The sequence below is a fragment of the Methylocystis sp. genome, assembly GCF_046349115.1.
In the GTDB taxonomy this organism is placed as follows: Bacteria; Pseudomonadota; Alphaproteobacteria; order Rhizobiales; family Beijerinckiaceae; genus Methylocystis.
The window spans coordinates 1,094,232-1,114,303 of sequence record NZ_JAXMCX010000001.1 but is presented as its reverse complement, the minus strand read 5'-3'; the positions used below and the strand labels follow the sequence as shown (position 1 = coordinate 1,114,303).

The window sequence follows — 20,072 nt, the reverse complement described above, 5'->3', positions numbered from 1 at the left end:
TCCAAGAACGCTGGTTTTGCTCTGGATTCCCGATCGCGCGCGTTGCGCGCGTCGGGAACGACATCCGAGCAGATCAAACACAATACGTATCATTTCAAGAACACGTAAATATCCACGTCGACGGTTGCGTCGTCGCCCTTAAAGTCGGTGAGATATTCCTCGATGATGAGGTCCTTGGTGTCGAGGCCCTTCTCGTCGAGATAGGCGGCGATCGCCTCATAGGTCGCCTCGATCTCGTCATAGGCGCCGCGATGCTGAAATTTGAGCGCCTTGCCGGCGGGCGAAGCGCCGATGCTGACGCCCTCGGGAAGTTTCGGCGCGCCTTCCGGCGCCGCCGAGAGCGGCGCCATCGCTTCAAAGGAAAAGCCGGAGTCGTCGGTCTTGGTGAAGACGGCGAAGGGATGCCCATTGACCGCCAAACCCGCCTTGCCGACCGCGTCATTGAGCTTGGCGAGCGCTTCGGAAAGCGTCTTGGCCGCGTCGTCCCACTTGCCCTGCCCCTTGATGACGGCGGCGGGCCGGGCGTCCACAGTCACGGTCTGGCTCATCATCGCCTGGGCCGCATCGTCGGCGGCGCTCCCCGGCGGGCCGGCCTCGGCCGGCTTCTCCTCGCCCGGTTTCGCCTCGCCGGGCTTGGTCTGCCCTGGCTGCGCCTCCCCCGGCTTGGCCTCGCTGGGCGCCGCGGGCGCCTTCTCGCCGGGCTTTTCGTCCGGTGCGGCAGAGGGCGGCGGCGCGACCGCCGGCGGGACGGATTTCTCGGTTTCTTCCACGCCGCGGCCTGGAAACAGCGCGCGCTCGGAATAGATCGCGGCGCCCGCGACAAGCAGCGTAAAGATCGCCAGCGCCCGCCAATGGCGTCGCAGGCTGTCCAGTAAGCCCGGTTCGTCTTCCATGGTCGAGCGCCCTATTCGGCCATCATGGCAATTTGGCGCTCGCTGCGGCAGGCGTCCGGCGGACGCAGTGGCGCTTCGGCGCGGCCTTCTCTATATACGAGCGCGTCCCCCGAAGAACAGGCGAAATCTGCCGCATGGCGCATCCGCTCGACCATCTTCCGATTCAGCGCATGAACGGCGCGGGAAACGAGATTCTGGTGCTCGATTTGCGCGGGAGCGACCACGAGCTCGCGCCCCAGGAAGCCCGCGCCATCGCCAATGCGCCCGGCCTGCGCTTCGATCAACTGATGGCGCTCTATCGGCCGCGCCGGCCGGGCGATGACGCCTTCATGCGCATCTATAATGTCGACGGCTCGCTTTCCGCCGCCTGCGGCAATGGAACCCGCTGCGTCGCCTATGTCTTGGCGCGCGAGGGCAAGGACGCGCTGCATCTAGAGACCGACGCCGGCGTCATCGAGACTCAGCGACGGGCCGACACGGCGTTTACGGTCGACATGGGCCGGCCACGACTCGATTGGCGCCAGATACCGCTCGCGCACGCCGTCGAGGACACGCGCAAGGTGGCGCTCGATCCGCCTGTCGCCGGCGCCCCGGCGCATTTCTCAGCGGTGAGCATGGGCAATCCCCACGCGGTGTTCTTTGTCGACGACGCGGCGAAGATCGATCTCGAAACGCTTGGCCCGCGCATCGAGTATCATCCGCTCTTTCCCGAGCGCGTCAACGTCTCCTTCGCGCAGATGTTTGCGCAGGGCGACATTCTGCTGCGCGTCTGGGAGCGCGGGACCGGCGCGACCAGGGCCTGCGGCTCGGCGGCCTGCGCGACGCTCGTCGCCGCGGCGCGCGCCGGTCTTGGCGATCGCGCCGCGCGCCTGCGGCTGCCGGGCGGCGAACTTACGATCGACTGGCGGGCTGATGATCACGTGCTGATGACCGGGCCGGTCGAATTCGAATTCGAAACGACGCTCGATCCCCAAATCTTTCGGGACCTCGCCGCATGAACGCGCCGCTGCGCAACGCCGAGGTGGTGAGTTTCGGCTGCCGGCTCAACGCGGTCGAGTCGCAGGAGCTCGCCAAGACGCATGCGAGCGCCCGCGACGCCGTCATCGTCAACACCTGCGCCGTCACGAGCGAAGCCACGCGCCAAGCGCGGCAAGCGATCCGCCGCCTGCATCGCGAACGGCCGCAGGCCGAGATTGTCGTCGCCGGCTGCGCGGCGCGGCTCGATCCGCAAGGCTTCGCCAAGATTGACGGCGTGACGCAGGTTCTCGCCGAACATGCGCCGAACCGCGCGCGCGCCAGCGTCGAAGGCACCCGCGGGCTTCTCGCCGTCCAGAACGGCTGCGATCATCGCTGCACCTTCTGCATCATTCCGTTCGGACGCGGCGCGGCGCGCTCGGCGCCGCCGAGCGAGGCCGTGGCGCAAGCGCGCGCGCTGGTTGCGAGCGGCAAGAAGGAAATCGTGTTAACTGGCGTCGATCTGACGAGCTATGGCGTCGATCTTGACGACGGCTGGACGCTTGGACGGCTCGTTCGCCTGTTGCTGCGCGCAGTTCCAGAGCTTGAACGGCTGCGCCTTTCATCCGTCGACTGTATCGAAGTCGACGACGATCTCATCGCCGCTTTTTCGGAAGACTCGCGACTTTGCCCGCATCTTCATCTGTCGCTGCAATCAGGCGATGATCTGATCTTAAAGCGCATGAAGCGTCGCCATTCACGTCAGGACGCCATCGACTTCTGCCGCGCGCTGCGCAAGGCGCGGCCCGACATCGTCTTTGGCGCCGATTTCATCGTCGGCTTTCCGACCGAGACGGAAGACATGTTCGCCACGACGCTCGATTTCGTCGACGACTGCGGACTCACCCATCTTCACGTCTTTCCGTTTTCCGCGCGTCCGGGCACGCCGGCGGCGCGCATGCCGCAGGTCGCATCACAAATCACTAAAGAGCGCGCCGCGCGGCTGCGCGAAAAGGCGAACACGGCGCTGCGCGCCCATCTTGACGGGCAAAGGGGGCACAGATTGCGGCTGCTGACTGAGCGCGGCGGCATGGCGCGCGCCGCCGATTTCACGCTTGCGCGCACGCCGGACGTTGAAGCGGGCCTGATAATCGACGCGCTCTGCACGGGACACGACGGGCGCGCGCTTGAAACGCGCCTCACGGCTTTTGGTAGGTGATGCGGTAGATCGCGCCGTTCTGATCATCCGTCACGAGAAGCGAGCCGTCAGCGAGTTCCGCGACGTCGACCGGACGACCAAGATAGGATCCCGAACCAATGTTCCAGCCTTCCGCGAAGGGGGCGCTCGTCGTCGTTCCCGGCAGCGTGACCATTACACGCGCGCCGATCGGCACGGAGCGGTCCCAGGAACCATGCTGCGCGTAAAACAACGCGCCGCGATATTCCTTGGGAAACATTTCGCCGCGATAAAATGTGATGCCGAGGCCGGCGGCGTGCGGCGCGGTTTCGACGACGGGGAAGACGACGTCCTTTGGCGGTTCGACGCGCGCATATTCATTGGTGCGCACATGTCCGCCGCCATACCAGGGAAAGCCGAAATTCAATCCTGGCCGGTCGGCGCGATTGATTTCTTCGGGCGGCTGGTTGTCGCCCATCGAGTCGACCTGATTGTCGGTGAACCAGAGCGACCCGTCCCTATCGAAGGTCATACCGACAGAATTGCGAATCCCCGTCGCGAAGATTTCGCGGTGCGATCCGTCAAGGTTCATCCGGATAATGCCCCCGATCCCGGTTTTCTCGTAGAGCGGGATTTTGTCCAGAGGCGAGACATTGTACGGCTGGCCGAGCGAAATATAGAGCTTGTTGTCGGGACCGATCCGGCAGACGCGCGATGCATGGCCACGGCTCTCTTCATTCCTTGGAATGAGATCGCCTGACTTGACGATGACCTTGCCCATCGCGGCGGCATCGCGCCATGTGTTTTCAGCGTCGTCGAAACGCGTGACCCGATTGCGCTCGACGAGAAACAGCACGCCATCCGTTGAGAGGCACACGCCATGCGGCATGACGAAGGGCAGCGACGGCGCGAAACGTTCAACTTTGGCCGCTCTGTTCTCGCCTGGCGTCATCACATAAACATTCTTCTCCTCCGTGCCCACGAAGATGGCTTTGCCTTCGCGTCCGACGGCGAGCGTGCGGGCGCCGGGCGCGATCGCATAGAGCGATATCGAGAATCCGGGAGAAAGTTTGATGCGCTTGAGGATCGACTCAAGTTCAGCGCTGCGCGCATTTTGCGAAACAGTTTCGCCGGCGGCGACGCCGCTGCTCAGGACGCTGCATAAGAAGAATGCGGCTAACGCGATGCGCATGGACTCGAGCCCTCATGAAAACTTGCAACGCAAGTCTGCAAGATAGATATAGGACGCGAGATAAGCGACGCCGCTTTCGCGTCATCCCGTCACGTCAACGTCACCGAAGCTGGCTGTCACATAGGCGAAATAACCGTCAAGAAACGACCAATGTTCCTGGAGACCATATTGGCGCCGCCAAAGCCGCTGAGGCGCGCCTTTCTTCTTGCGTGAAATGCCGCTAATGCAGAGGCGCGGCGGGCGATCGCTCCAGATGAAAATCCCGTCTCCTTCAGAATGAACGGGCGTCGCCCGGCAGGTAAGGACGCATGTCCCACGAATTCGCCATCGGTTGGGAAGTCTTCGAGATCATCTGGATCAATCTGCTGCTCTCGGGCGACAACGCGATCCTGATCGCGCTCGCCTGCCGGCAGTTGCCGGTCCGCCAACGGCGTTGGGGCGTCTTTCTCGGCGCGCTCGGCGGAATCGCGCTGCGCATCGCCTTCACGCTCGTCATCGTCGAGCTGATGGCGATTCCCTATCTCAAACTCGTCGGCGCGGTCTTGCTGCTGATCGTCGCGGTCAAACTGCTAATCGATGAAGGCGAACATTCCGACGTAAAGGCCAAGCCCAATCTCTGGAGCGCGGTCGGCGCGATCATCATGGCCGACGCGGTGATGTCGCTCGACAATGTGATCGCCATCGCGGCGGCGGCGCGCGGCTCGACCAGTCTCATCGTCTTTGGCCTGTTGCTCTCCGTGCCGATCGTGATGTTCGGCGCCGGCGCCCTCTTGAAAGTGCTTGAGCGGTTTCCCGTGCTTGTCTGGGCCGGAGCCGGCCTGCTCGGCTGGGTCGCCGGCGACATGGCGGCGGCGGACCCGGCGCTCCCAGGATTTGTTCATGCCACGAACCATGGCGCGCTCGAACTTTGGCTGTCGATCGGCGGCTGCGCCTTCGTGTTGGCCGTCGCTTTGTCGATCGCGGTCTATCGGCAGTGGCGCGAGGATCAGCGCGCTTAAGCGCTATAGCGAGCCAGGAGGCTCGCGTTCCAAGGGCGCGCATCCTGGACCGCGAGCCTCCAGGCTCGCATGGGTGCGAGCGAGCCAAAATTGGCGCGCTGACTAACCGCGTCCCATGCCCTGTTTGGCGATCGGCTGCTGCGGATCGAGGGTGAGCGCGCGCTGATATGATTCTTGCGCCTTCGGCCGATTGCCGCTCTTGTCATAGGCGACGCCGAGCCAGGCCCAGGCGAGCGCGCTTTTGCTGTCGACATTGAGCGCGGCGTTGAAGTCCTCGACCGCCTTGTCATATTTGCCGAGCGCCACGAAGCTTTCGCCGCGCGCCAGATAGGGCGCGGCGGCGAAGGGGTCGCGATCGATCGCATTGTCGAAATCGGTCACGGCGCGGGCGTCGTCGCCGCGCTTCTGGTGAATGAGGCCACGCGCGTGAAACGCCTGCGCGCTTTCGGGGTTGAGCCGGATCGCCTGATCGAGATCGGCGAGCGCCTGATCGAGATTGCCTTGCGCGCGCAGCAGATTGGCGCGGCCGACATAGGCCGGCGCATGTTTGGGATTGGCCTCGATGGCGCGGTCGAAATCGGCGCGGGCGGCGTCGCTCTGCCCCATCTGCCGAAGCGCCAACGCGCGATTGGTGTAAGCCGGCGAATTATTGGGCTCGAGCTTGATCGCCTGGGTGAAGTCGCTGACCGCCTCCTGAAATCGCCCGACGCGCGCATAAGCGACGCCGCGCGTATTATAGGCTTCGGCGCTCGACGGATTGCGGCGAATCACTTCGCTGAGCGAATCAATATTCGCCGAGGCGGATTTGGGATCGGTGTCGGCGATTTCGGCGATGCCGCGTCCCGGCGGCCGAATGCCGCTCGCGGTTTCACAGCCTGCTAGAGCGACCATTGCGAGCGCCGCCACGCCGCGCGTCAGGGCCTTATGGGATAGGGGCGTAGCTTGGCGGGGCGCAGCCGCCGCACGGCTAAAGACCATGCCTTCCAAACCTCCCAAGCCGCAACTGTCGTCTCGCTCTCTTTTCGTCGGGCAATTCTTAAAAAAACGCCCGCAATCTGTCGAGAATTCGACGACGGGCCGGCTCAGCGGCCGACCGCCTTCGCCTTTACCGGCAGCAGGCCTTCGCGCTGGAGTTTCTTGCGGGCGAGCTTGCGGGCGCGGCGGACCGCCTCGGCCTTCTCACGCGCACGCTTCTCGGATGGCTTTTCATAATGGCCGCGCAGTTTCATTTCGCGGAAGATGCCTTCGCGTTGCATCTTCTTTTTCAGTGCTTTGAGCGCCTGATCGACGTTGTTGTCGCGAACGAGAACTTGCACGTATCCATCCTGTGTTTGCGCGCCGCGACGGAATCGTCGAGCGGCTGAATAGGGAATAGCTCGCCGGGCGCTGACGGAGCGCCTGACCCGTGCGGCAGCAGATAACAGAGTCGCCCTTGCCTGTCCACGGCCAATTGGCGCGAATACGCTCCAACCTATAGGCTCATGGCGCGACGCGCCTCCCCTTGGGAAGCATAGAAAGCTCAGTCGCCGACTTGTTCAATACTGGCGTTACATTATAACATTGGCCATGTCCGACATGACGACCCATCAACGCGCCCTGCCCCAGCATGCGAAGGTCGATGCCCAGATTGTGGGCGCCGGCGCTGAAGCGACGCGGCTGTCGGCGCTCGGCGCCTCCGCCGGCGCGCGCCTTGGCGTCGCGGCGCTTCTGATCGCTGCGCTGTGGGTCGGCGCCTATTGGGCGCTGCATTGAGCTCGGGCGCGCATGCGCCGGCGATCCGGCTGGTCAATCTCACTCTCGGCTATGATCGCCGCCCGGCGGTGCATCACCTCGACGGCGTGATCGCGCCCGGCGAAGGCCTCGCCGTCTGCGGCCCGAACGGCGCCGGCAAATCCACCCTGCTCAGGGGCCTCGCCGGGCTGCTCGCGCCGCTAGGCGGCGCGATCAATTTCGTCGGCGCGTCGCGCCGCGCCGCCGCCTATCTGCCGCAGGTCGTCGAGATCGACCGCGGCTTCCCGATCAATGTGCGGGATTTCGTGGCGATGGGCGCTTTGGCGCGAATCGGCCTGATGTCGGCGCTGAACGGCGCCGAGCGCGCGCGGGTCGCGGCGGCGATCGAAACGGTCGGTCTCGTCGGTTTCGAAACGCGCACCTTGGAGACTCTGTCCGGCGGCCAGATGCAGCGGGCGCTGTTCGCTCGACTCATTGTGCAGGATCAGCCGATCGTGCTTCTCGACGAGCCGTTCGGCGCGATCGACGAAGCGACGATCGACGATCTTTTGGCCCTGATCGCGCGGTGGCGCGCTGAGGGACGCACCGTCGTCGCCGTCTTGCATGAATTGGACATCGTCCGCAGGGCGTTTCCGCGAACCCTGCTGCTCGCGCGCGAATGCATCTATTGGGGCGCGACGCGCGACGCGCTTTGCCAGGAAAATCTCATCCGCGCCCGCGCCATGTCGGAAGCCTTCAATGAGCGCGCGGGCGAATGTCTGCGCGACAACGATCACGGCGCCGAAGATCAGCTCCATGTTCACTGACGTCTTCGTCACGCCCTTTACCGATTATGAATTCATGCGGCGGGCGCTCGTCGGCTCGCTGGCGCTCGCTTTGTCGGGCGCGCCGCTCGGCGTGTTCCTGATCCTGCGGCGCATGTCGCTTGCCGGCGACGCGCTCTCCCACGCCATCCTGCCGGGCGCCGCCGTCGGCTATCTCGTCGCCGGCCTCTCCCTGCCGGCGATGACTGTCGGCGGCCTCGTCGCCGGCCTCGTCGTGGCGCTCGCGGCTGGCGCGGCGTCGCGCTTCACCACCCTGCGCGAGGACGCGTCGCTCGCGGCCTTTTATCTCGTCTCGCTGGCGCTCGGCGTCACGCTGGTGTCGCTGCGCGGCTCGAACGTCGATCTGCTGCATGTGCTCTTCGGCTCGGTCGTCGGGCTCGACGACGCGGCGCTGCTGATGCTGGTCGGCGTCTCGACCGTGACGCTTATCCTGATCGCTCTATTCTATCGGGCTCTGGTGATCGACACGCTCGACCCGCTGTTTCTGCGCCAGACGAGCGCCTTCGGCGAATTCACGCCCTTCCTTTTCCTTGCGCTGGTGGTGCTCAATCTCGTCGCCGGTTTTCAGGCGCTCGGCACGCTGATGGCGGTCGGCGTGATGATGCTGCCGGCCGCCGCGGCGCGCCTATGGACGCGCGATCTCGCCATCGCTTTGCCGCTCGCCGCGGCGATCGGCGCGCTCTGCTGTTACTTTGGCCTCGTCTTCTCCAATGAGACCAGCGCGCCGACCGGGCCGGCGATCATTCTCGCCGCGGGCGTCGTCTATTTCGTCTCGATGATTTTCGGCCGCGCCGGCGGACTGTTGCGATTGAAACGGCCGCGCCGGCATCTCGAAGGATAAAGCGATGCTCACACGCCGCAGCGCGCTCGCGCTTGCCCTTTCCGCGCTCACTGTCGCGGCACAGGCGGAGACGAAGAAAATTCCGGTCGTCGCCAGTTTTTCGATCATCGGCGATCTCGTCCGCGAGGTTGGCGGAGACCGGATCCTAGTCACGACGATCGTCGGTCCGGACGGCGATGCTCATGTCTATGAACCCAGTCCCGCCGATGGAAGGCGCATCGCCCAGGCGCGACTGATTTTCGTCAACGGTCTCGGTTTCGAGGGCTGGCTCGAACGCCTGATTGCCGCCGCTAGAGGCAAAGGCGACGTCATTACCTTGGGAAAAGGCGTCGCCGCGCGCAAAGGCGAGGAAGGGCTCGATCCGCATGCCTGGCAGGATGTGGCGAATGCGAAAATCTACGTCGAGGCCATTCGCGACGCGCTGACCGCCGCCGATCCCGAAGGCGCGCCAGCCTATAAGGCGAACGCCGACGCCTATCTCGCCAGGCTCGACGCGCTCGACGCCGAAATCCGTCGGGCGATCGACGCCCTGCCGAAAGAGCGTCGCCGCGTAGTCTCGACCCATGACGCCTTCGGCTATTTTTCTGCGCGCTATGGCGTCGAATTCATCGCGCCGCAGGGCGTCTCGACCGAAGCCGAGGTCAGCGCTCGCGATGTCGCCAAAATCATCGACGCGGTCAGGACGCATAAGGTTGCGGCGGTCTTCATCGAGAATATCGCCGATCCGCGCCTCGCCAAAAGGATCGCGAGCGAGACCGGCGCCCGTATCGGCGGCGTGCTCTATTCGGACGCCTTGTCCGACGCAAAAGGCGACGGCGCAACCTATATCGACATGATGCGCCATAATGTGAAACAACTCGCCAAAGCCCTGGCGCCGTAGCCGCCCCCTCCCCACCCCTCCCCCACTTCGTGGGAGAGGGAGCAGGCCCGGCGCTTCACAGAGAGATTCGCGAATGGCCGATCGTTAGGGTTCCCTCTCCCGCTTGCGGGGGAGGGACAGGGAGGGGGCGATCCAAACTGGAGCAAGCCGCATTGACCGACAAAATCCCCGTCACCGTCATCACCGGTTATCTCGGCGCCGGCAAGACGACGCTCCTTAATCGCATTCTTACCGAACAGCATGGGCGGCGCTACGCCGTCATCGTCAATGAGTTCGGCGAAATCGGCATCGACAATGACCTCGTCGTTGGCGCCGACGAAGAAGTCTTCGAGATGAACAACGGCTGTATCTGCTGCACCGTTCGCGGCGACCTCATCCGCATTTTCGAAGGGCTGATGCGCCGTCGCGGCAAGTTCGACGCGATCGTCGTCGAGACGACAGGACTCGCCAATCCGGCCCCGGTCGCCCAAACCTTCTTCATGGACGCCGATGTTAAAGAAGCGGCGCGCCTCGATGCGGTGGTGACCGTCGCCGACGCCAAATGGCTCGGCGAGCGCTTAAAGGACGCGCCTGAAGCGAAAAGTCAGATCGCCTTCGCCGACGTGATCGTCCTCAACAAGACCGATCTCGTTTCAGACGACGAACTCGCCGAAGTCGAAGGCCGCATTCGCGCGATCAACCCTTACGCCGCGCTGCATCGCACGGTGAAGTCGGACGTTCCGCTGCAGGCCGTCCTGGAGCGCAACGCCTTCGACCTCGATCGCATTCTTGAAATCGAGCCGGCCTTCCTCGACGCCGAGGGAGAAGCCCACGATCACGCCCACGACCATCACGACCATGATCATGACTGCGGTCCAGACTGCGGCCATGATCATCATCATCATGACCATCATGACGCGCATCTTCATGACGGTCATGAGCCGGATCCCGCACATCACGGCGGGATGAAGCATTTTCATGATGACGAAATGCATTCGATCTCGATCCGTCACGAAGGCGCGGTCGATCCCGAACGCTTCGTCCCCTGGCTCAATGACCTCATTCAGCGTGAAGGACCGGACATTTTACGCAGCAAGGGCATCATCGCCTTCACCAACGAACCGCGGCGCTTCGTCTTCCAGGGCGTCCATCAGATTCTCGACGGCGATTTGCAGCGCGAATGGAAAGAAGGCGAGAAGCGCGAATCGCGCCTCGTCTTCATCGGCAGGAAGCTCAAGGAACACGAAATCCGCGAGGGTTTCGAAAAGGAAGTGCTCGGCGCGATCTAGGCCGAACGCAGGAAGGCTTATTCATAGGAAATGATCTCGCGCTCTTCGGCATGGACCATCTTGGCCCGTCCGGGATCGCCAGCCTTGCGGCGAACGAGAAATCGGGGACGGCGGTTGCGGACATTGGCGTCGCCGCGGCGGCGCGCGCAAGCGGCGACGGCGTCTTCGGCGGCCCCGTCGAGCGCCCGCAGTTCGCCATCCTTTTCGGCAAGGCGAGGCAGCCCGAGCCAGGACGCCCAATAGCGCCAGTCGGCGGCGACGGAGCCGCAATCCTCGGTCTCGCCGAGAAGAATGTCGAGGTCAGGGTCGCTGTGCGCCAGCGACAGGACATAGCGCGGCGATCCGTCGCCGGCCGGCTGCACGTCGAGCGCGACGCCGCGATAGGCGGCGACCGGCACCGAGATGACCATCGCGACGCCGCTCAGTCGGCGGGCGATCAGCACATCCTCCCGGGTCATCCGGATGCGGCGGGCGCCGCCATCGGCGCGCCGGTCGCGCTGAACATAGACGCTGTCTTCGATCCTGCGGGCGGTTTCGGCCTCAATCATGGGTCGCTCCTTAAGGCTTGAATTCATCTCGGCGCCGATATTGCCGCAGCTCTGCCGGAAAGGCGCTAAAAAGCCTGGTGAACATGTCGTAAATCATTGCTTTGACGCCTGATTTAGGCGATGAGGGTGAAGTCGATGGAAATGGATTCGATCAAATTGCTCCTATTCTGCGCAACGGGCCCGCTTGCGGACGGCGGACGCCTCGCCTACTCCTCCCGATGATGGGCTTCAGCCAGGCGGAACTCGCCGCTTTTCTTCCCCAGCTCGAAAACGTCACGCGCCGCGCCGGCGACATCGCCATGGCCTATTTTCGGCCGGGCGCGCGGACGACCGCCGCCGTCTCGTATAAAGGCGGCGGCTCGCCGGTCACCGAGGCGGATTTTGCCGTCGATCGGTTCCTTTTCGATGAGATGGCGCGGCTCGCGCCGGAGGCGGCATGGCTCTCCGAAGAAACCGCCGACACCGGCGCGCGACTTGAGCGCGACGCCTTGATTATCGTCGACCCGATCGACGGAACGCACGCCTTCTCGCGGGGCGATGCGCGCTGGTCGGTCTCCATCGCGCTCGTCGTCGGCGGCCGGCCGGTGGCCGGGGTCATCCACGCGCCGGCTCTGGGGGAAACCTATATCGGCGCGCGCGGGCTCGGCGCCTTCCTCAACGCCGCGCCGATCCGCGCGCCCCAGCGCGCCGAAATCTCAGGAGCGGCGCTCGTCGCGCCGCGCGCGATACGGGACCAGCTGGCGGCGTCGCCGCAGGGATTCGTCATGGCGCCGCGCACCCCCTCGCTGGCGCTGCGGCTTGCCGACATCGCCTCGGGCCGGCATGATATTGTCGTCGCCGCGCCCAATGCGCGCGACTGGGACATCGCCGCCGCAGACGTAATCCTCGCAGAGGCCGGCGCCATGCTAAGCGAGCCCGAAGGCGTCGCGCTCACCTATAATCGCGCCTCGCTCGCCCGCGACATGCTGATCGCGGCGCCGGAATCGCTGTTCGACGAAAGCCTCGCGCTGGCGCGGGAGGCGCTGGAAGGAAAATTATGAACAAGGCGACGAAAGCAACCGCGAAGAAAGAAAAACAGCTGTTGCATCTTGTATTTGGCGGCGAGTTGGAGACGCTTGACGGCGTCGCGTTCCGTGACCCGAGCAAGCTCGACATCGTCGGCATTTTTCCGGATAACGACAGCGCGCTCGCGGCATGGAAGGCGAAAGCCCATTCGACGGTCGACAACGCGCATATGCGTTATTTCGTGGTGCATCTTTATCGGCTGCTCGATCCTGACGTGGAGGAGCTATAATCATTTCCAAAATTCGCCGTTTTGCCGGGCAATAGATTCATGCTTCCAGAGATGGCCGCGAGGCGCGGAGAAGGCGCGGTCATTGAGCCCGCACAAACCTGGAACGATTCCGAATAGACAGGAAACATGTCGCTTCTGAAATTGTACCGGCTGGCGACGATCGCGGCGACTCCCTTCGCCGGCGCTTTGCTCGACTGGCGCGCCAAACATGGCAAGGAAGATCCGGAGCGACTGGCCGAACGGATGGGCGAGTCACACCGTCCCCGCCCTGGCGGACGACTCGTCTGGCTGCACGGCGCAAGTGTGGGCGAAACACTGTCGTTGCTGCCTTTGATCGAACGTTTCATTCAGCGCGGACTGGAAGTGCTCGTCACCAGCGGCACCGTCTCTTCCGCGCAGGTTCTCAGCGCGCGCCTGCCGGCGGGCGCCTTCCATCAATATGCGCCGCTCGACACGCCCAAATTCGTCGAGCGATTTCTCGATCATTGGCGCCCGGACATCGCTGTCTTCGCCGAGTCGGAGCTGTGGCCCAATATCGTCGCCGCGGTGCGCGCGCGCGGCGCGCCGCTGGTTCTCGCCAACGCCCGCATCTCGCGCAAATCCGCCGAGCGCTGGCGCGCCATTCCCGGCGCGGCGAAATCAGTGTTCGGCGCCCTCGATCTCTGTCTCGCGCAGGATTCGGATAACGCCGCAAGATTCCTGGCGCTTGGCGCGCGTTGCGTGCGCATCGCCGGCAATCTCAAATTCGACGTGCCGCCGCCGCCGGCGGATTCCGCGAAACTTGCCGAATTCAACGGCGCGATCGGGGCGCGGCCGGTCTGGGCGGCGGTGTCGACTCATGCCGGCGAAGAGGAGATCGTCCTCGACGCGCATGTCGAAATGGCCGCCAAGACGCCCTCGCTGCTGACGATCATCGCGCCGCGCCACCGCGAGCGCGCCGCCGAGATCGTCGAAGCCGCCCGCGCCAGAGGGCTGAACGCCGCGCTTCGTTCGCAAGAATCCGAACCGCGGCGCGACATCGATGTCTATGTCGTCGACAGCGTCGGCGAACTCGGCCTCGTTTTCCGAAGCGTTGGAGTCGTGCTGATGGGCAAGTCGCTGCTGCCCGGCGGCGGCGGACAAAATCCAATCGAGCCGGCGAAGCTCGGCTGCGCGATTCTCCACGGCCCCTTCGTCGAAAACTTCTCGGAAGTCTACGGCGAGTTCGCAGCTGCAAAGGCGGCGGCGCGCGCCTCGGACGCCCCGTCGCTAGCGCGGGCCGCACATTACCTCCTCTCCGAGCCGGCGCGCATGCGCAAGATGGGGCGCGCCGCGGCGGAGACCGTGGAGAGACTGGGCGGCGCCTCGCGCGGGATCATGAACGCGGTCGAACCCTATCTCGCGCAACTGGCGGTCGCCCAGCGATGAGCGACGCGCGCGTTCGCGCTCGCTAAAATGCGCGCACCCGGCTTCTGGCGCGACGACTGCGCCGCGGCGCGCGTTCTCTCTCCGCTCGGCGCCCTCTATGGCGGCGTCGCCCTCAGACGCCTGGCGCGCGAAGCGCCGCGCGCCAATCTGCCGACCATCGTCGTCGGCGGATTGACGGCGGGCGGCGACGGAAAGACGCCGCTCGCGATCGAAGTTGCACAGCGTCTTCGCGCTATCGGCGAGCGGCCGACGATTCTGACGCGCGGCTATGGCCGCAAGCGGAGCGTTGCTTTTCCTCTGGCCGTCGATCTCGATCGTCATGACGCTGACGACGTCGGCGACGAGGCGCTGCTGCTCGCGCGCGTTGCGCCGACGATCGTCGGCGCCGACCGTATCGCCAGCGCGGCTGTTGCGGAGCGCCTCGGCGCCAGCGTGATCGTGCTTGACGACTGCTTTCACAGCCGTCGCCTCGCGTCCGATCTGACGCTCATCGCCATCGACTCGGACTATGGCGCGGGCAATGGCCGCTGCATGCCCGCCGGGCCTTTGCGCGCGCCGCTCGACGCGCAGCTCGCCAAGGCGGACATGCTCATCGTCATCGGCGACGGCGCGCGCGGCCGCGACATCGCCGCGCGCGCGAAAAAACCCATCGTCGCCGCGCATCTGGTTCCCGACCCTGACGCCGCCGAGGCGCTAAGGGGAGCGCGCATCGTGGCCTTCGCCGGCGTCGCGCGGCCCGAGAAGTTTTTCGACTCGTTGGAAAAATGCGGCGCAATAGTCGCGGCGCGGCTGTCATTCGACGATCACCGCCGATTCACCGAGCAGGATTACGCGACGCTGTCGGCGTTGCGACAGCGACTTAGCGCGCGTCTCGTCACCACGGAAAAAGATGCGGTCCGTATCGGCGATGAGATCGCGACGCTCGGCCTTGATACGCTTCCGGTCACTCTCGACATCGACGACGCCGTCGCATTGGACGACGCGCTCGGCAGGCTTCAACGCGCGAAAGAAGCGCGCCGCGCCAATCCCTAATCAGGCTTCTTGACGCCTAGACGCATCAGCTTGGCGTGCGGGCCGCTGTAAGGCTCCTGCAGATCGACGTTCCAGTAACGCAGATCCTCGAGCGGGATGGGCTCGCCGGTCACCGCGCAGCGGACATAGGCGCCAGGCTTGCGCACGCGATATTCGCCGTCGAGATATTCGACGACGGCCTCTTCAGCAGGCTGAGGCTGGCGGTCATACCGATTCATGCGCATTCTCAAGTAGCGCCGCGGAAAGGTGCGCCCGACCCATCGCCTGAGCGTCATCACGAGCGACCTCATCGACGAACTCGAACGCTACCTTGCGGGAAAATTAGAGCTTGTCGACCATATCACCCCCGGACGCGCGATGAAAAGCCCGCCCGAATTCGGCTCTGTTCCCACCTGCCGAACCGTCCCCCGGCGCAAAGCCGAGCGCTTGAATGATCGCGGTCGCCCGAGCATGCTAGGGTCTTGCGAAGACGGCGAAACGGGACCACTCTTTCAAACAAGCCGGCATATCTCGCGCCAAACTTTCCAGCTCCATTCGGATCGGAGGCAAGCGATGCTTCGAGAAATTCATTTGTCCGTCGCGATTGCTTCAGCTCTCCTCATGCCGCCGACTGAAGCCCCCGCCGCCGGCGCGACCGGATTTCATGGCCGATATCGTGTCGGTTACCATCGCAGCTACGACGTCGGATATCATGCGGGGTATCAACGCGGCTTTCGCCGCGGTTACGACAGCGGCGCGTTATATCCTCGCAGCTCCCCCGGCGCCGCAGCGTCCTCGGCCGCAGCTTTCGCGGCCGCGCTGCTCGGCGCCACCTATGGTTATTGGAGCGACGGATATCGGACGTATGGCGGGGACCCCTGCTACGTCTACAATGACCGCGACTGGAACTGGGACAAGGTCTGCTGATTTTTCCCGGGACCTGCGGCGACGGTGACGCATTCCTTTACGCAAGGCTGAAGAAAGTTCCGCGCCGCCGATGAAGCGCGGAATATTTTCGAATCGCGGCGGCTAGAAGTAGACCTTCGCTCGCATTTCGAGGAACGTCGGATGGGAGCCGCCCTCATAGGACGACTGCGGGTTCCAGTTCAGCGGCGATTTCAGGGACATCACGTGAGTAGCGTTGAACTGAAAGGCGAGGCCGTTGTCCGGATACCAGTTGACGCCAGCCGTCACGTTCTGTTGGTAGCCCCCATAGACGCCGGAATTCGCGAAAATGTTTTGCAGGAGCGTCCCATTGGCGATCTGAGCGGGCGTTCCCGGCAGGGCGCCGAACAATCCGAAGGCGTTATTGGCGACCAGCAGATTGTTGTAGAGCAACGCGCCCTGATACGGCCCGTTGTTCAGATTGAGAACGCTCCAGCGGCCGACCAGTCCCCAAGCGCCCCATCCGCCCTTCGAGAACGGCTCCTTGATCTTCAACTGGCCGAAAGTGACGCCGTTCTTGTCTTTCAGATCATATGATTGCGCCTTCTCTTCTCCGGTGATCCACCACTCGCCCTGCACATATCCGCCGCTGGCCACGTAACGGGAATTGCCGGGCGACAAATACAGACCCTGGCTGGGCGAAGAGACGCCCAACTGACTGAGTTGGGCTAGTGCGAACTGCTGAGCGGCGAAGGTGTTGCGGTTGTAGTTGGCCAACAGCCACTCGCCCTGCACAAAGAAGTTCTCATAGGACAACGCCGCCTCGACATCGATCTTCTCGATATCCTTAATGCAATTGCCTGCGGCGTTATACTGGTTGAAGGTCACCGTCGGCGTCACGAAGGCGACAGGCTGAGGGAAGCGGCCGCACGAAAGATCCGTCGTGCCGAGGAAGGACGTGCCGAGGACATTGGCTTCGGAGCCGAGGCGATTGCCCGGCGCCGAGTTACGATCATCGCTGTAGGCGGTCGCGTTATTTGGCTGATGATAGCTTCCGGCGACGCCCACATGCACGAGTCGATGCTCGTCCAGGATGGGCGCCCAGGTTAGGCGGCCGGTCGCCTCCCAATAGGCGCCGCCTCCCCAGGGCTGGTACCAATTGGCGTTTTTCACGCCGAACCCATTATAGGCGGGCGCCAAAACGCCGACATTGCCCGACGACGTATTGACCGGACGCGCATTGAGGTCCTGGAAGCTCAGCGAGTAAAGACCAACATGCGCCGTCCAATTGTCCTTGCCGATCAGGCCGGCCGCCACGCCAATGTGACGGAAGGGCGCGATGGCGTCGACGGCAAGCGGCCGCTCGATCGTGTCGCGATATTTTGAAGACGCGAGCGCCTCCAGGCTGAAGGATTCGTACTGGCTGCCGATCTTGAAATAGACCGGCTCGGCGAGCAACGGATGAGACAAGCGCGGGTCTTGCAGGCCGATATAGGCGTCGCGCCAACCGCCCCACAGGAAGTTGCGATCGGTGACGTAGTTTCTCGTCCAGAACGCGGGGCCGGTGAGCGTGTTCGCATTCGGCAGATTTGTATTCCAAAGCTGAATGGTCGAATTCGCGAAATCGAACTGCATTTTATAAAACCAGGGCCGATACCGGCCTTCGACTTCGAGTCGCGCCTGGCCGAACCCGACGCTGCCCTGCCAGCCGTTGCCGGGAGACCCGGCGGTTCCGCCGCCATCGACAAAGAGTCTTCCGCCGATCTTGAAGGCGAAGGCCTTGTCCTCGGTTTCGACGAGGAGCCCGCTCTTGATGCTGACAAAGACCGGCGGCGGCGGCGGCGGGCCGGGCGGCCCCTTCGCCGCGACCGCGGCGTTAGCGACATTTGTCGCGGCTTTCGCCTGCGCCTTCGCTCCATATGCCTCGCGACGAAGCTTGGCGACCTCGGCTTCCAGCGGACGAAGTCTGGCGATTTCCGCTTCCAGCATGCGCAGTCGCGCCTCAATGGCGCTGTCTGTCGCGTTCGCGCCGCTCGTCGAGAGCAACGCTCCAAGCGTCGCCAACCCAGCAGCTTGTTTCGCCCGTTGAATCGCCAAGTCCAGCCCCGCGCTATAGTTGCGTTGGGCTCTGACAATGAAATGTTAACCTTTATGAAACGTTACCGTCTTGCCGGCTTGGTCCTTTGGGCAAGCGTTGCATGGACGCGAAAAGAAAAACCCGCCGAACGTTGAGTTCGGCGGGCCAGTGAGAGAGACAGAGAGAGCTGCGTCTACCAGTAAACTTGAGCGCGGACTTCGAAGAGGTCCGGATGCGCCTGGCTCTGATAACGTCCTTGGAGAGCCGCCAAGGCTGGCGGGACAAGGGCAAGCCCCGTGAACGCCGCCGCAGAGCCCCCGCCGAGCGGCGCCGACCAATGCAGCACGTGAGTCCAGTTCGCCTGGAAATGGAAGCCGTTGTCCGGATACCAATTGATGCCTAAGGTCGTATTCTCCTGGCGACCGCCAACGACGCCAGCCTGATTGGCGATGAGCGCGGTGGTGGTGGTATTCGGCACAATGAGCGTCGAATAGGTGAGCATGTTGAAGAGGCCAGAACCCGACCAGCGACCGCTGTTGAGATTGAGCGCGCTGTATCGGGCGACGAGGCTGATGGCGCCAGGACCGCCCTTGCTGAAGGGGTTGAGAATTTTGACCTGTTCGAAGGACGCGCCATTCTTGTCCTTGACGCTATAAGCCTCGGCGCGCTCTTCGCCGGTGACATACCACTGGCCGTATCCATAGAAACCATTGAAATAGGCCGAGGAGCCGCCCGGCGCAAAGTTGCCGAGGATCGCCGACTGCAGCATTTTGCTGGGATTACGGTTCACCTGCATGCCGATATATTCGCCCTGGAACGAGAGCGGTCCCCAGGCGCCGGCCAGTTCGAAGCCGTACTGGACTTCGTTATTGACGCATTTGCCGGACAGGCCGGACGTAGTTCCGATGACGCCGTTCCCCGGAAGTCCGGCGAGCGGATAGGTCACGGTGCTGCAGGAAAGGTCGGGCGTGCCCAGCGTTTGCATGCCGAGGACGTTCGCCTCGGAACGCTCGCGGTTGCCGACGCGCAGCATACGGTCATCGCTGAGACCATTGGCGTCATTCGGCTGGTGATAACGACCGGCGACGCCGAGATGCAGAAGTTCATGCTCGGTCTTGATCGGCGCATAGGTAAAACGGCCGGTCACATCGAAATAATCGCCGCCGCCGCGCGGCACCGGCGCCCAGAAGGTCGCGGGAGCGCCGATCAAAGTGGGGTTGAAGTTGGCGTCTTCGAAGCTCGTCGTGAAAACGCCAGCCCTGGCCGTCCAGTTGTCGCCGTGAGTCGCGGCGGAGACGCCGATATGGCGGAAGGGCGCGAGAGCCGGAACCACCATCGGGCGCTCGATGAAATCGATATATTTCGATGAGTTCATCGCGTCCAGGCTGAACGGCTCGTACGTCGAGCCGACATGGATCCATACTGGGCTGGTGGCGTAGGGAAGTTCGCTGTTCGGAACCTTCAGCCCGATATAGGCGTCGCGGATGCCGGCCAGGCCAGCGCCGGCGAAGTCATATTGCAGCTTGTAGAACCAGATTTTCGCGGCGACGCCTTCAACCTCGAGACGGGCGCGACGGATGCCGGCGTGGCCCGTGTATCCAAAGTTGTTCGGAACGCCGATCGGGTTGGTGATGCCGCCGCCGTCGACCTGAACGCGGCCGCCGACTTTAAAGCTGTAGGCTTTGTCCTCGGTCTCGACGAACAGGCCGTTCCTGAAGCTAACGAAGACCGGCGGCGGCGGCGGCGGACCGGGCGGTCCTTTCACAGCCGCGGCGGTAGCGGCGTTCGCGACATTCGTCGCCCGCTTGACCGCGATGTTCTGCTTGGCGACCACCGCCTCAAGCTGCTTCAGTCGCTCCTTCAATTCGCGGATTTCGGTCGCGGTGTCCGCCGCGGCCGGAGCGGCCGAAGCCGTTGTAAATAAGCCGAACGCCGCGATGGCGAGCGCGCGTTGTCCAACTCCAAGTTTCATAACATTGGTCCCCCGGTTAACTTTCGGGCGACAGTGAAGCCGACGCTGGATGACAGAGCCGTGACAATTGCAGCCGTGGATGGAATGTGACGTTGCAAGAGCAAGGGCTTGTGGCGCCGT

The 20,072-nt window shown here is 63.8% G+C and carries 20 protein-coding genes and 1 pseudogene; 13 read left to right on the top strand and 8 right to left on the bottom strand.

The features are described from left to right. Nucleotides 1-89: 89 nt before the first annotated feature. Nucleotides 90-893 (bottom strand): GyrI-like domain-containing protein, encoded by an 804-nt coding sequence (locus U1E20_RS05310; protein ID WP_409979533.1) that lies wholly within the window; start codon nucleotides 891-893, stop codon nucleotides 90-92. A 134-nt stretch (nucleotides 894-1,027) separates the two neighbouring features. Between U1E20_RS05310 and dapF the strand changes: the two genes are divergently transcribed. Together dapF and U1E20_RS05300 are read left to right on the top strand one after the other, a co-directional pair. Then, a complete protein-coding gene (gene dapF / locus U1E20_RS05305) occupies nucleotides 1,028-1,891 on the top strand; it encodes a diaminopimelate epimerase (protein ID WP_409979532.1) in 864 nt (287 codons plus the stop codon). Further along, complete coding sequence (locus tag U1E20_RS05300; RefSeq protein ID WP_409979531.1) at nucleotides 1,888-3,066, top strand: MiaB/RimO family radical SAM methylthiotransferase; 1,179 nt, start codon at nucleotides 1,888-1,890, stop codon at nucleotides 3,064-3,066. The genes dapF and U1E20_RS05300 overlap by 4 nt, the downstream gene beginning before the upstream one ends. Here U1E20_RS05300 and U1E20_RS05295 read toward each other — a convergent pair. Next, nucleotides 3,047-4,216 carry a PQQ-dependent sugar dehydrogenase gene (locus U1E20_RS05295; RefSeq protein WP_409979530.1) on the bottom strand — a complete coding sequence of 390 codons (1,170 nt, stop codon included), beginning with the start codon at nucleotides 4,214-4,216 and terminating at the stop codon, nucleotides 3,047-3,049. The genes U1E20_RS05300 and U1E20_RS05295 overlap by 20 nt on opposite strands. A gap of 308 nt (nucleotides 4,217-4,524) precedes the next feature. On the opposite strand from U1E20_RS05295, the gene U1E20_RS05290 reads away from it, so the two are divergent. After that, on the top strand, nucleotides 4,525-5,214 hold the full coding sequence (locus U1E20_RS05290) for a TerC family protein (RefSeq protein ID WP_409979529.1): 690 nt from the start codon (nucleotides 4,525-4,527) through the stop codon (nucleotides 5,212-5,214). Between the two features lie 102 nt (nucleotides 5,215-5,316). Here the strand turns inward: U1E20_RS05290 and U1E20_RS05285 are convergent, their stop codons facing one another. Together U1E20_RS05285 and rpsU are read right to left on the bottom strand one after the other, a co-directional pair. Then, nucleotides 5,317-6,192: a tetratricopeptide repeat protein gene (locus U1E20_RS05285; RefSeq protein WP_409979528.1), complete on the bottom strand. Its 876-nt coding sequence runs from the start codon at nucleotides 6,190-6,192 to the stop codon at nucleotides 5,317-5,319. Nucleotides 6,193-6,305: 113 nt separating this feature from the next. Further along, nucleotides 6,306-6,530, bottom strand: a pseudogene (rpsU, locus tag U1E20_RS05280) (30S ribosomal protein S21); the annotation flags it as partial. Nucleotides 6,531-6,780: 250 nt separating this feature from the next. Here rpsU and U1E20_RS05275 point away from each other — a divergent pair. The 5 genes from U1E20_RS05275 to U1E20_RS05255 all read left to right on the top strand — a co-directional run bounded on the left by U1E20_RS05275 (nucleotide 6,781) and on the right by U1E20_RS05255 (nucleotide 10,758). Next, the gene (locus tag U1E20_RS05275) at nucleotides 6,781-6,966 is read left to right on the top strand and encodes a hypothetical protein (protein ID WP_409979527.1); all 186 of its coding nucleotides are present in this window, start codon (nucleotides 6,781-6,783) and stop codon (nucleotides 6,964-6,966) included. Beyond that, a complete protein-coding gene (locus tag U1E20_RS05270) occupies nucleotides 6,963-7,751 on the top strand; it encodes a metal ABC transporter ATP-binding protein (RefSeq protein ID WP_409979526.1) in 789 nt (262 codons plus the stop codon). Before U1E20_RS05275 ends, U1E20_RS05270 begins: the two co-directional genes overlap by 4 nt. Further along, nucleotides 7,741-8,610, top strand: coding sequence for a metal ABC transporter permease (locus U1E20_RS05265; protein ID WP_409979644.1), 870 nt, complete (start codon nucleotides 7,741-7,743; stop codon nucleotides 8,608-8,610). The genes U1E20_RS05270 and U1E20_RS05265 overlap by 11 nt, the downstream gene beginning before the upstream one ends. Before the next feature lie 4 nt (nucleotides 8,611-8,614). After that, complete coding sequence (locus U1E20_RS05260; protein ID WP_409979525.1) at nucleotides 8,615-9,490, top strand: metal ABC transporter substrate-binding protein; 876 nt, start codon at nucleotides 8,615-8,617, stop codon at nucleotides 9,488-9,490. Nucleotides 9,491-9,642: 152 nt separating this feature from the next. Further along, nucleotides 9,643-10,758, top strand: coding sequence for a CobW family GTP-binding protein (locus tag U1E20_RS05255; RefSeq protein WP_409979524.1), 1,116 nt, complete (start codon nucleotides 9,643-9,645; stop codon nucleotides 10,756-10,758). Between the two features lie 17 nt (nucleotides 10,759-10,775). On the opposite strand, the gene U1E20_RS05250 is transcribed toward U1E20_RS05255, so the two are convergent. Beyond that, nucleotides 10,776-11,306 (bottom strand): DUF6101 family protein, encoded by a 531-nt coding sequence (locus U1E20_RS05250; protein ID WP_409979523.1) that lies wholly within the window; start codon nucleotides 11,304-11,306, stop codon nucleotides 10,776-10,778. A 218-nt stretch (nucleotides 11,307-11,524) separates the two neighbouring features. Between U1E20_RS05250 and U1E20_RS05245 the strand changes: the two genes are divergently transcribed. The 4 genes from U1E20_RS05245 to lpxK all read left to right on the top strand — a co-directional run bounded on the left by U1E20_RS05245 (nucleotide 11,525) and on the right by lpxK (nucleotide 15,039). Continuing rightward, the gene (locus U1E20_RS05245; RefSeq protein WP_409979522.1) at nucleotides 11,525-12,346 is read left to right on the top strand and encodes a 3'(2'),5'-bisphosphate nucleotidase CysQ; all 822 of its coding nucleotides are present in this window, start codon (nucleotides 11,525-11,527) and stop codon (nucleotides 12,344-12,346) included. Further along, on the top strand, nucleotides 12,343-12,600 hold the full coding sequence (locus tag U1E20_RS05240; RefSeq protein ID WP_409979521.1) for a DUF4170 domain-containing protein: 258 nt from the start codon (nucleotides 12,343-12,345) through the stop codon (nucleotides 12,598-12,600). Before U1E20_RS05245 ends, U1E20_RS05240 begins: the two co-directional genes overlap by 4 nt. Before the next feature lie 126 nt (nucleotides 12,601-12,726). Next, complete coding sequence (locus U1E20_RS05235; protein WP_409979520.1) at nucleotides 12,727-14,007, top strand: 3-deoxy-D-manno-octulosonic acid transferase; 1,281 nt, start codon at nucleotides 12,727-12,729, stop codon at nucleotides 14,005-14,007. Nucleotides 14,008-14,034: 27 nt separating this feature from the next. Further along, nucleotides 14,035-15,039 carry a tetraacyldisaccharide 4'-kinase gene (lpxK, locus tag U1E20_RS05230; RefSeq protein ID WP_409979519.1) on the top strand — a complete coding sequence of 335 codons (1,005 nt, stop codon included), beginning with the start codon at nucleotides 14,035-14,037 and terminating at the stop codon, nucleotides 15,037-15,039. Here lpxK and U1E20_RS05225 read toward each other — a convergent pair. Further along, nucleotides 15,036-15,257: a DUF2093 domain-containing protein gene (locus U1E20_RS05225; RefSeq protein ID WP_014890019.1), complete on the bottom strand. Its 222-nt coding sequence runs from the start codon at nucleotides 15,255-15,257 to the stop codon at nucleotides 15,036-15,038. The genes lpxK and U1E20_RS05225 overlap by 4 nt on opposite strands. A gap of 334 nt (nucleotides 15,258-15,591) precedes the next feature. Between U1E20_RS05225 and U1E20_RS05220 the strand changes: the two genes are divergently transcribed. Then, entirely contained in the window at nucleotides 15,592-15,945 is a 354-nt protein-coding gene (locus tag U1E20_RS05220) for a hypothetical protein (RefSeq protein ID WP_409979518.1), read from the top strand. Between the two features lie 102 nt (nucleotides 15,946-16,047). Here the strand turns inward: U1E20_RS05220 and U1E20_RS05215 are convergent, their stop codons facing one another. Next, a complete protein-coding gene (locus U1E20_RS05215) occupies nucleotides 16,048-17,892 on the bottom strand; it encodes an OprO/OprP family phosphate-selective porin (protein ID WP_409979517.1) in 1,845 nt (614 codons plus the stop codon). A gap of 281 nt (nucleotides 17,893-18,173) precedes the next feature. Further along, entirely contained in the window at nucleotides 18,174-19,952 is a 1,779-nt protein-coding gene (locus U1E20_RS05210) for an OprO/OprP family phosphate-selective porin (protein ID WP_409979516.1), read from the bottom strand. Between the last annotated feature and the right edge of the window lie 120 nt (nucleotides 19,953-20,072).

What these genes read in the sequence shown, in the direction of transcription:
- U1E20_RS05310 (WP_409979533.1), bottom strand. Translation starts at nt 893, where the DNA reads ATGGAAGACGAACCGGGCTTACTGGACAGCCTGCGACGCCATTGGCGG.
- dapF (WP_409979532.1), top strand. Translation starts at nt 1,028, where the DNA reads ATGGCGCATCCGCTCGACCATCTTCCGATTCAGCGCATGAACGGCGCG.
- U1E20_RS05300 (WP_409979531.1), top strand. Translation starts at nt 1,888, where the DNA reads ATGAACGCGCCGCTGCGCAACGCCGAGGTGGTGAGTTTCGGCTGCCGG.
- U1E20_RS05295 (WP_409979530.1), bottom strand. Translation starts at nt 4,216, where the DNA reads ATGCGCATCGCGTTAGCCGCATTCTTCTTATGCAGCGTCCTGAGCAGC.
- U1E20_RS05290 (WP_409979529.1), top strand. Translation starts at nt 4,525, where the DNA reads ATGTCCCACGAATTCGCCATCGGTTGGGAAGTCTTCGAGATCATCTGG.
- U1E20_RS05285 (WP_409979528.1), bottom strand. Translation starts at nt 6,192, where the DNA reads ATGGTCTTTAGCCGTGCGGCGGCTGCGCCCCGCCAAGCTACGCCCCTA.
- U1E20_RS05275 (WP_409979527.1), top strand. Translation starts at nt 6,781, where the DNA reads ATGTCCGACATGACGACCCATCAACGCGCCCTGCCCCAGCATGCGAAG.
- U1E20_RS05265 (WP_409979644.1), top strand. Translation starts at nt 7,741, where the DNA reads ATGTTCACTGACGTCTTCGTCACGCCCTTTACCGATTATGAATTCATG.
- U1E20_RS05260 (WP_409979525.1), top strand. Translation starts at nt 8,615, where the DNA reads ATGCTCACACGCCGCAGCGCGCTCGCGCTTGCCCTTTCCGCGCTCACT.
- U1E20_RS05250 (WP_409979523.1), bottom strand. Translation starts at nt 11,306, where the DNA reads ATGATTGAGGCCGAAACCGCCCGCAGGATCGAAGACAGCGTCTATGTT.
- U1E20_RS05245 (WP_409979522.1), top strand. Translation starts at nt 11,525, where the DNA reads ATGATGGGCTTCAGCCAGGCGGAACTCGCCGCTTTTCTTCCCCAGCTC.
- U1E20_RS05240 (WP_409979521.1), top strand. Translation starts at nt 12,343, where the DNA reads ATGAACAAGGCGACGAAAGCAACCGCGAAGAAAGAAAAACAGCTGTTG.
- U1E20_RS05235 (WP_409979520.1), top strand. Translation starts at nt 12,727, where the DNA reads ATGTCGCTTCTGAAATTGTACCGGCTGGCGACGATCGCGGCGACTCCC.
- lpxK (WP_409979519.1), top strand. Translation starts at nt 14,035, where the DNA reads ATGCGCGCACCCGGCTTCTGGCGCGACGACTGCGCCGCGGCGCGCGTT.
- U1E20_RS05225 (WP_014890019.1), bottom strand. Translation starts at nt 15,257, where the DNA reads ATGAATCGGTATGACCGCCAGCCTCAGCCTGCTGAAGAGGCCGTCGTC.
- U1E20_RS05220 (WP_409979518.1), top strand. Translation starts at nt 15,592, where the DNA reads ATGCTTCGAGAAATTCATTTGTCCGTCGCGATTGCTTCAGCTCTCCTC.
- U1E20_RS05215 (WP_409979517.1), bottom strand. Translation starts at nt 17,892, where the DNA reads ATGCTGGAAGCGGAAATCGCCAGACTTCGTCCGCTGGAAGCCGAGGTC.
- U1E20_RS05210 (WP_409979516.1), bottom strand. Translation starts at nt 19,952, where the DNA reads ATGAAACTTGGAGTTGGACAACGCGCGCTCGCCATCGCGGCGTTCGGC.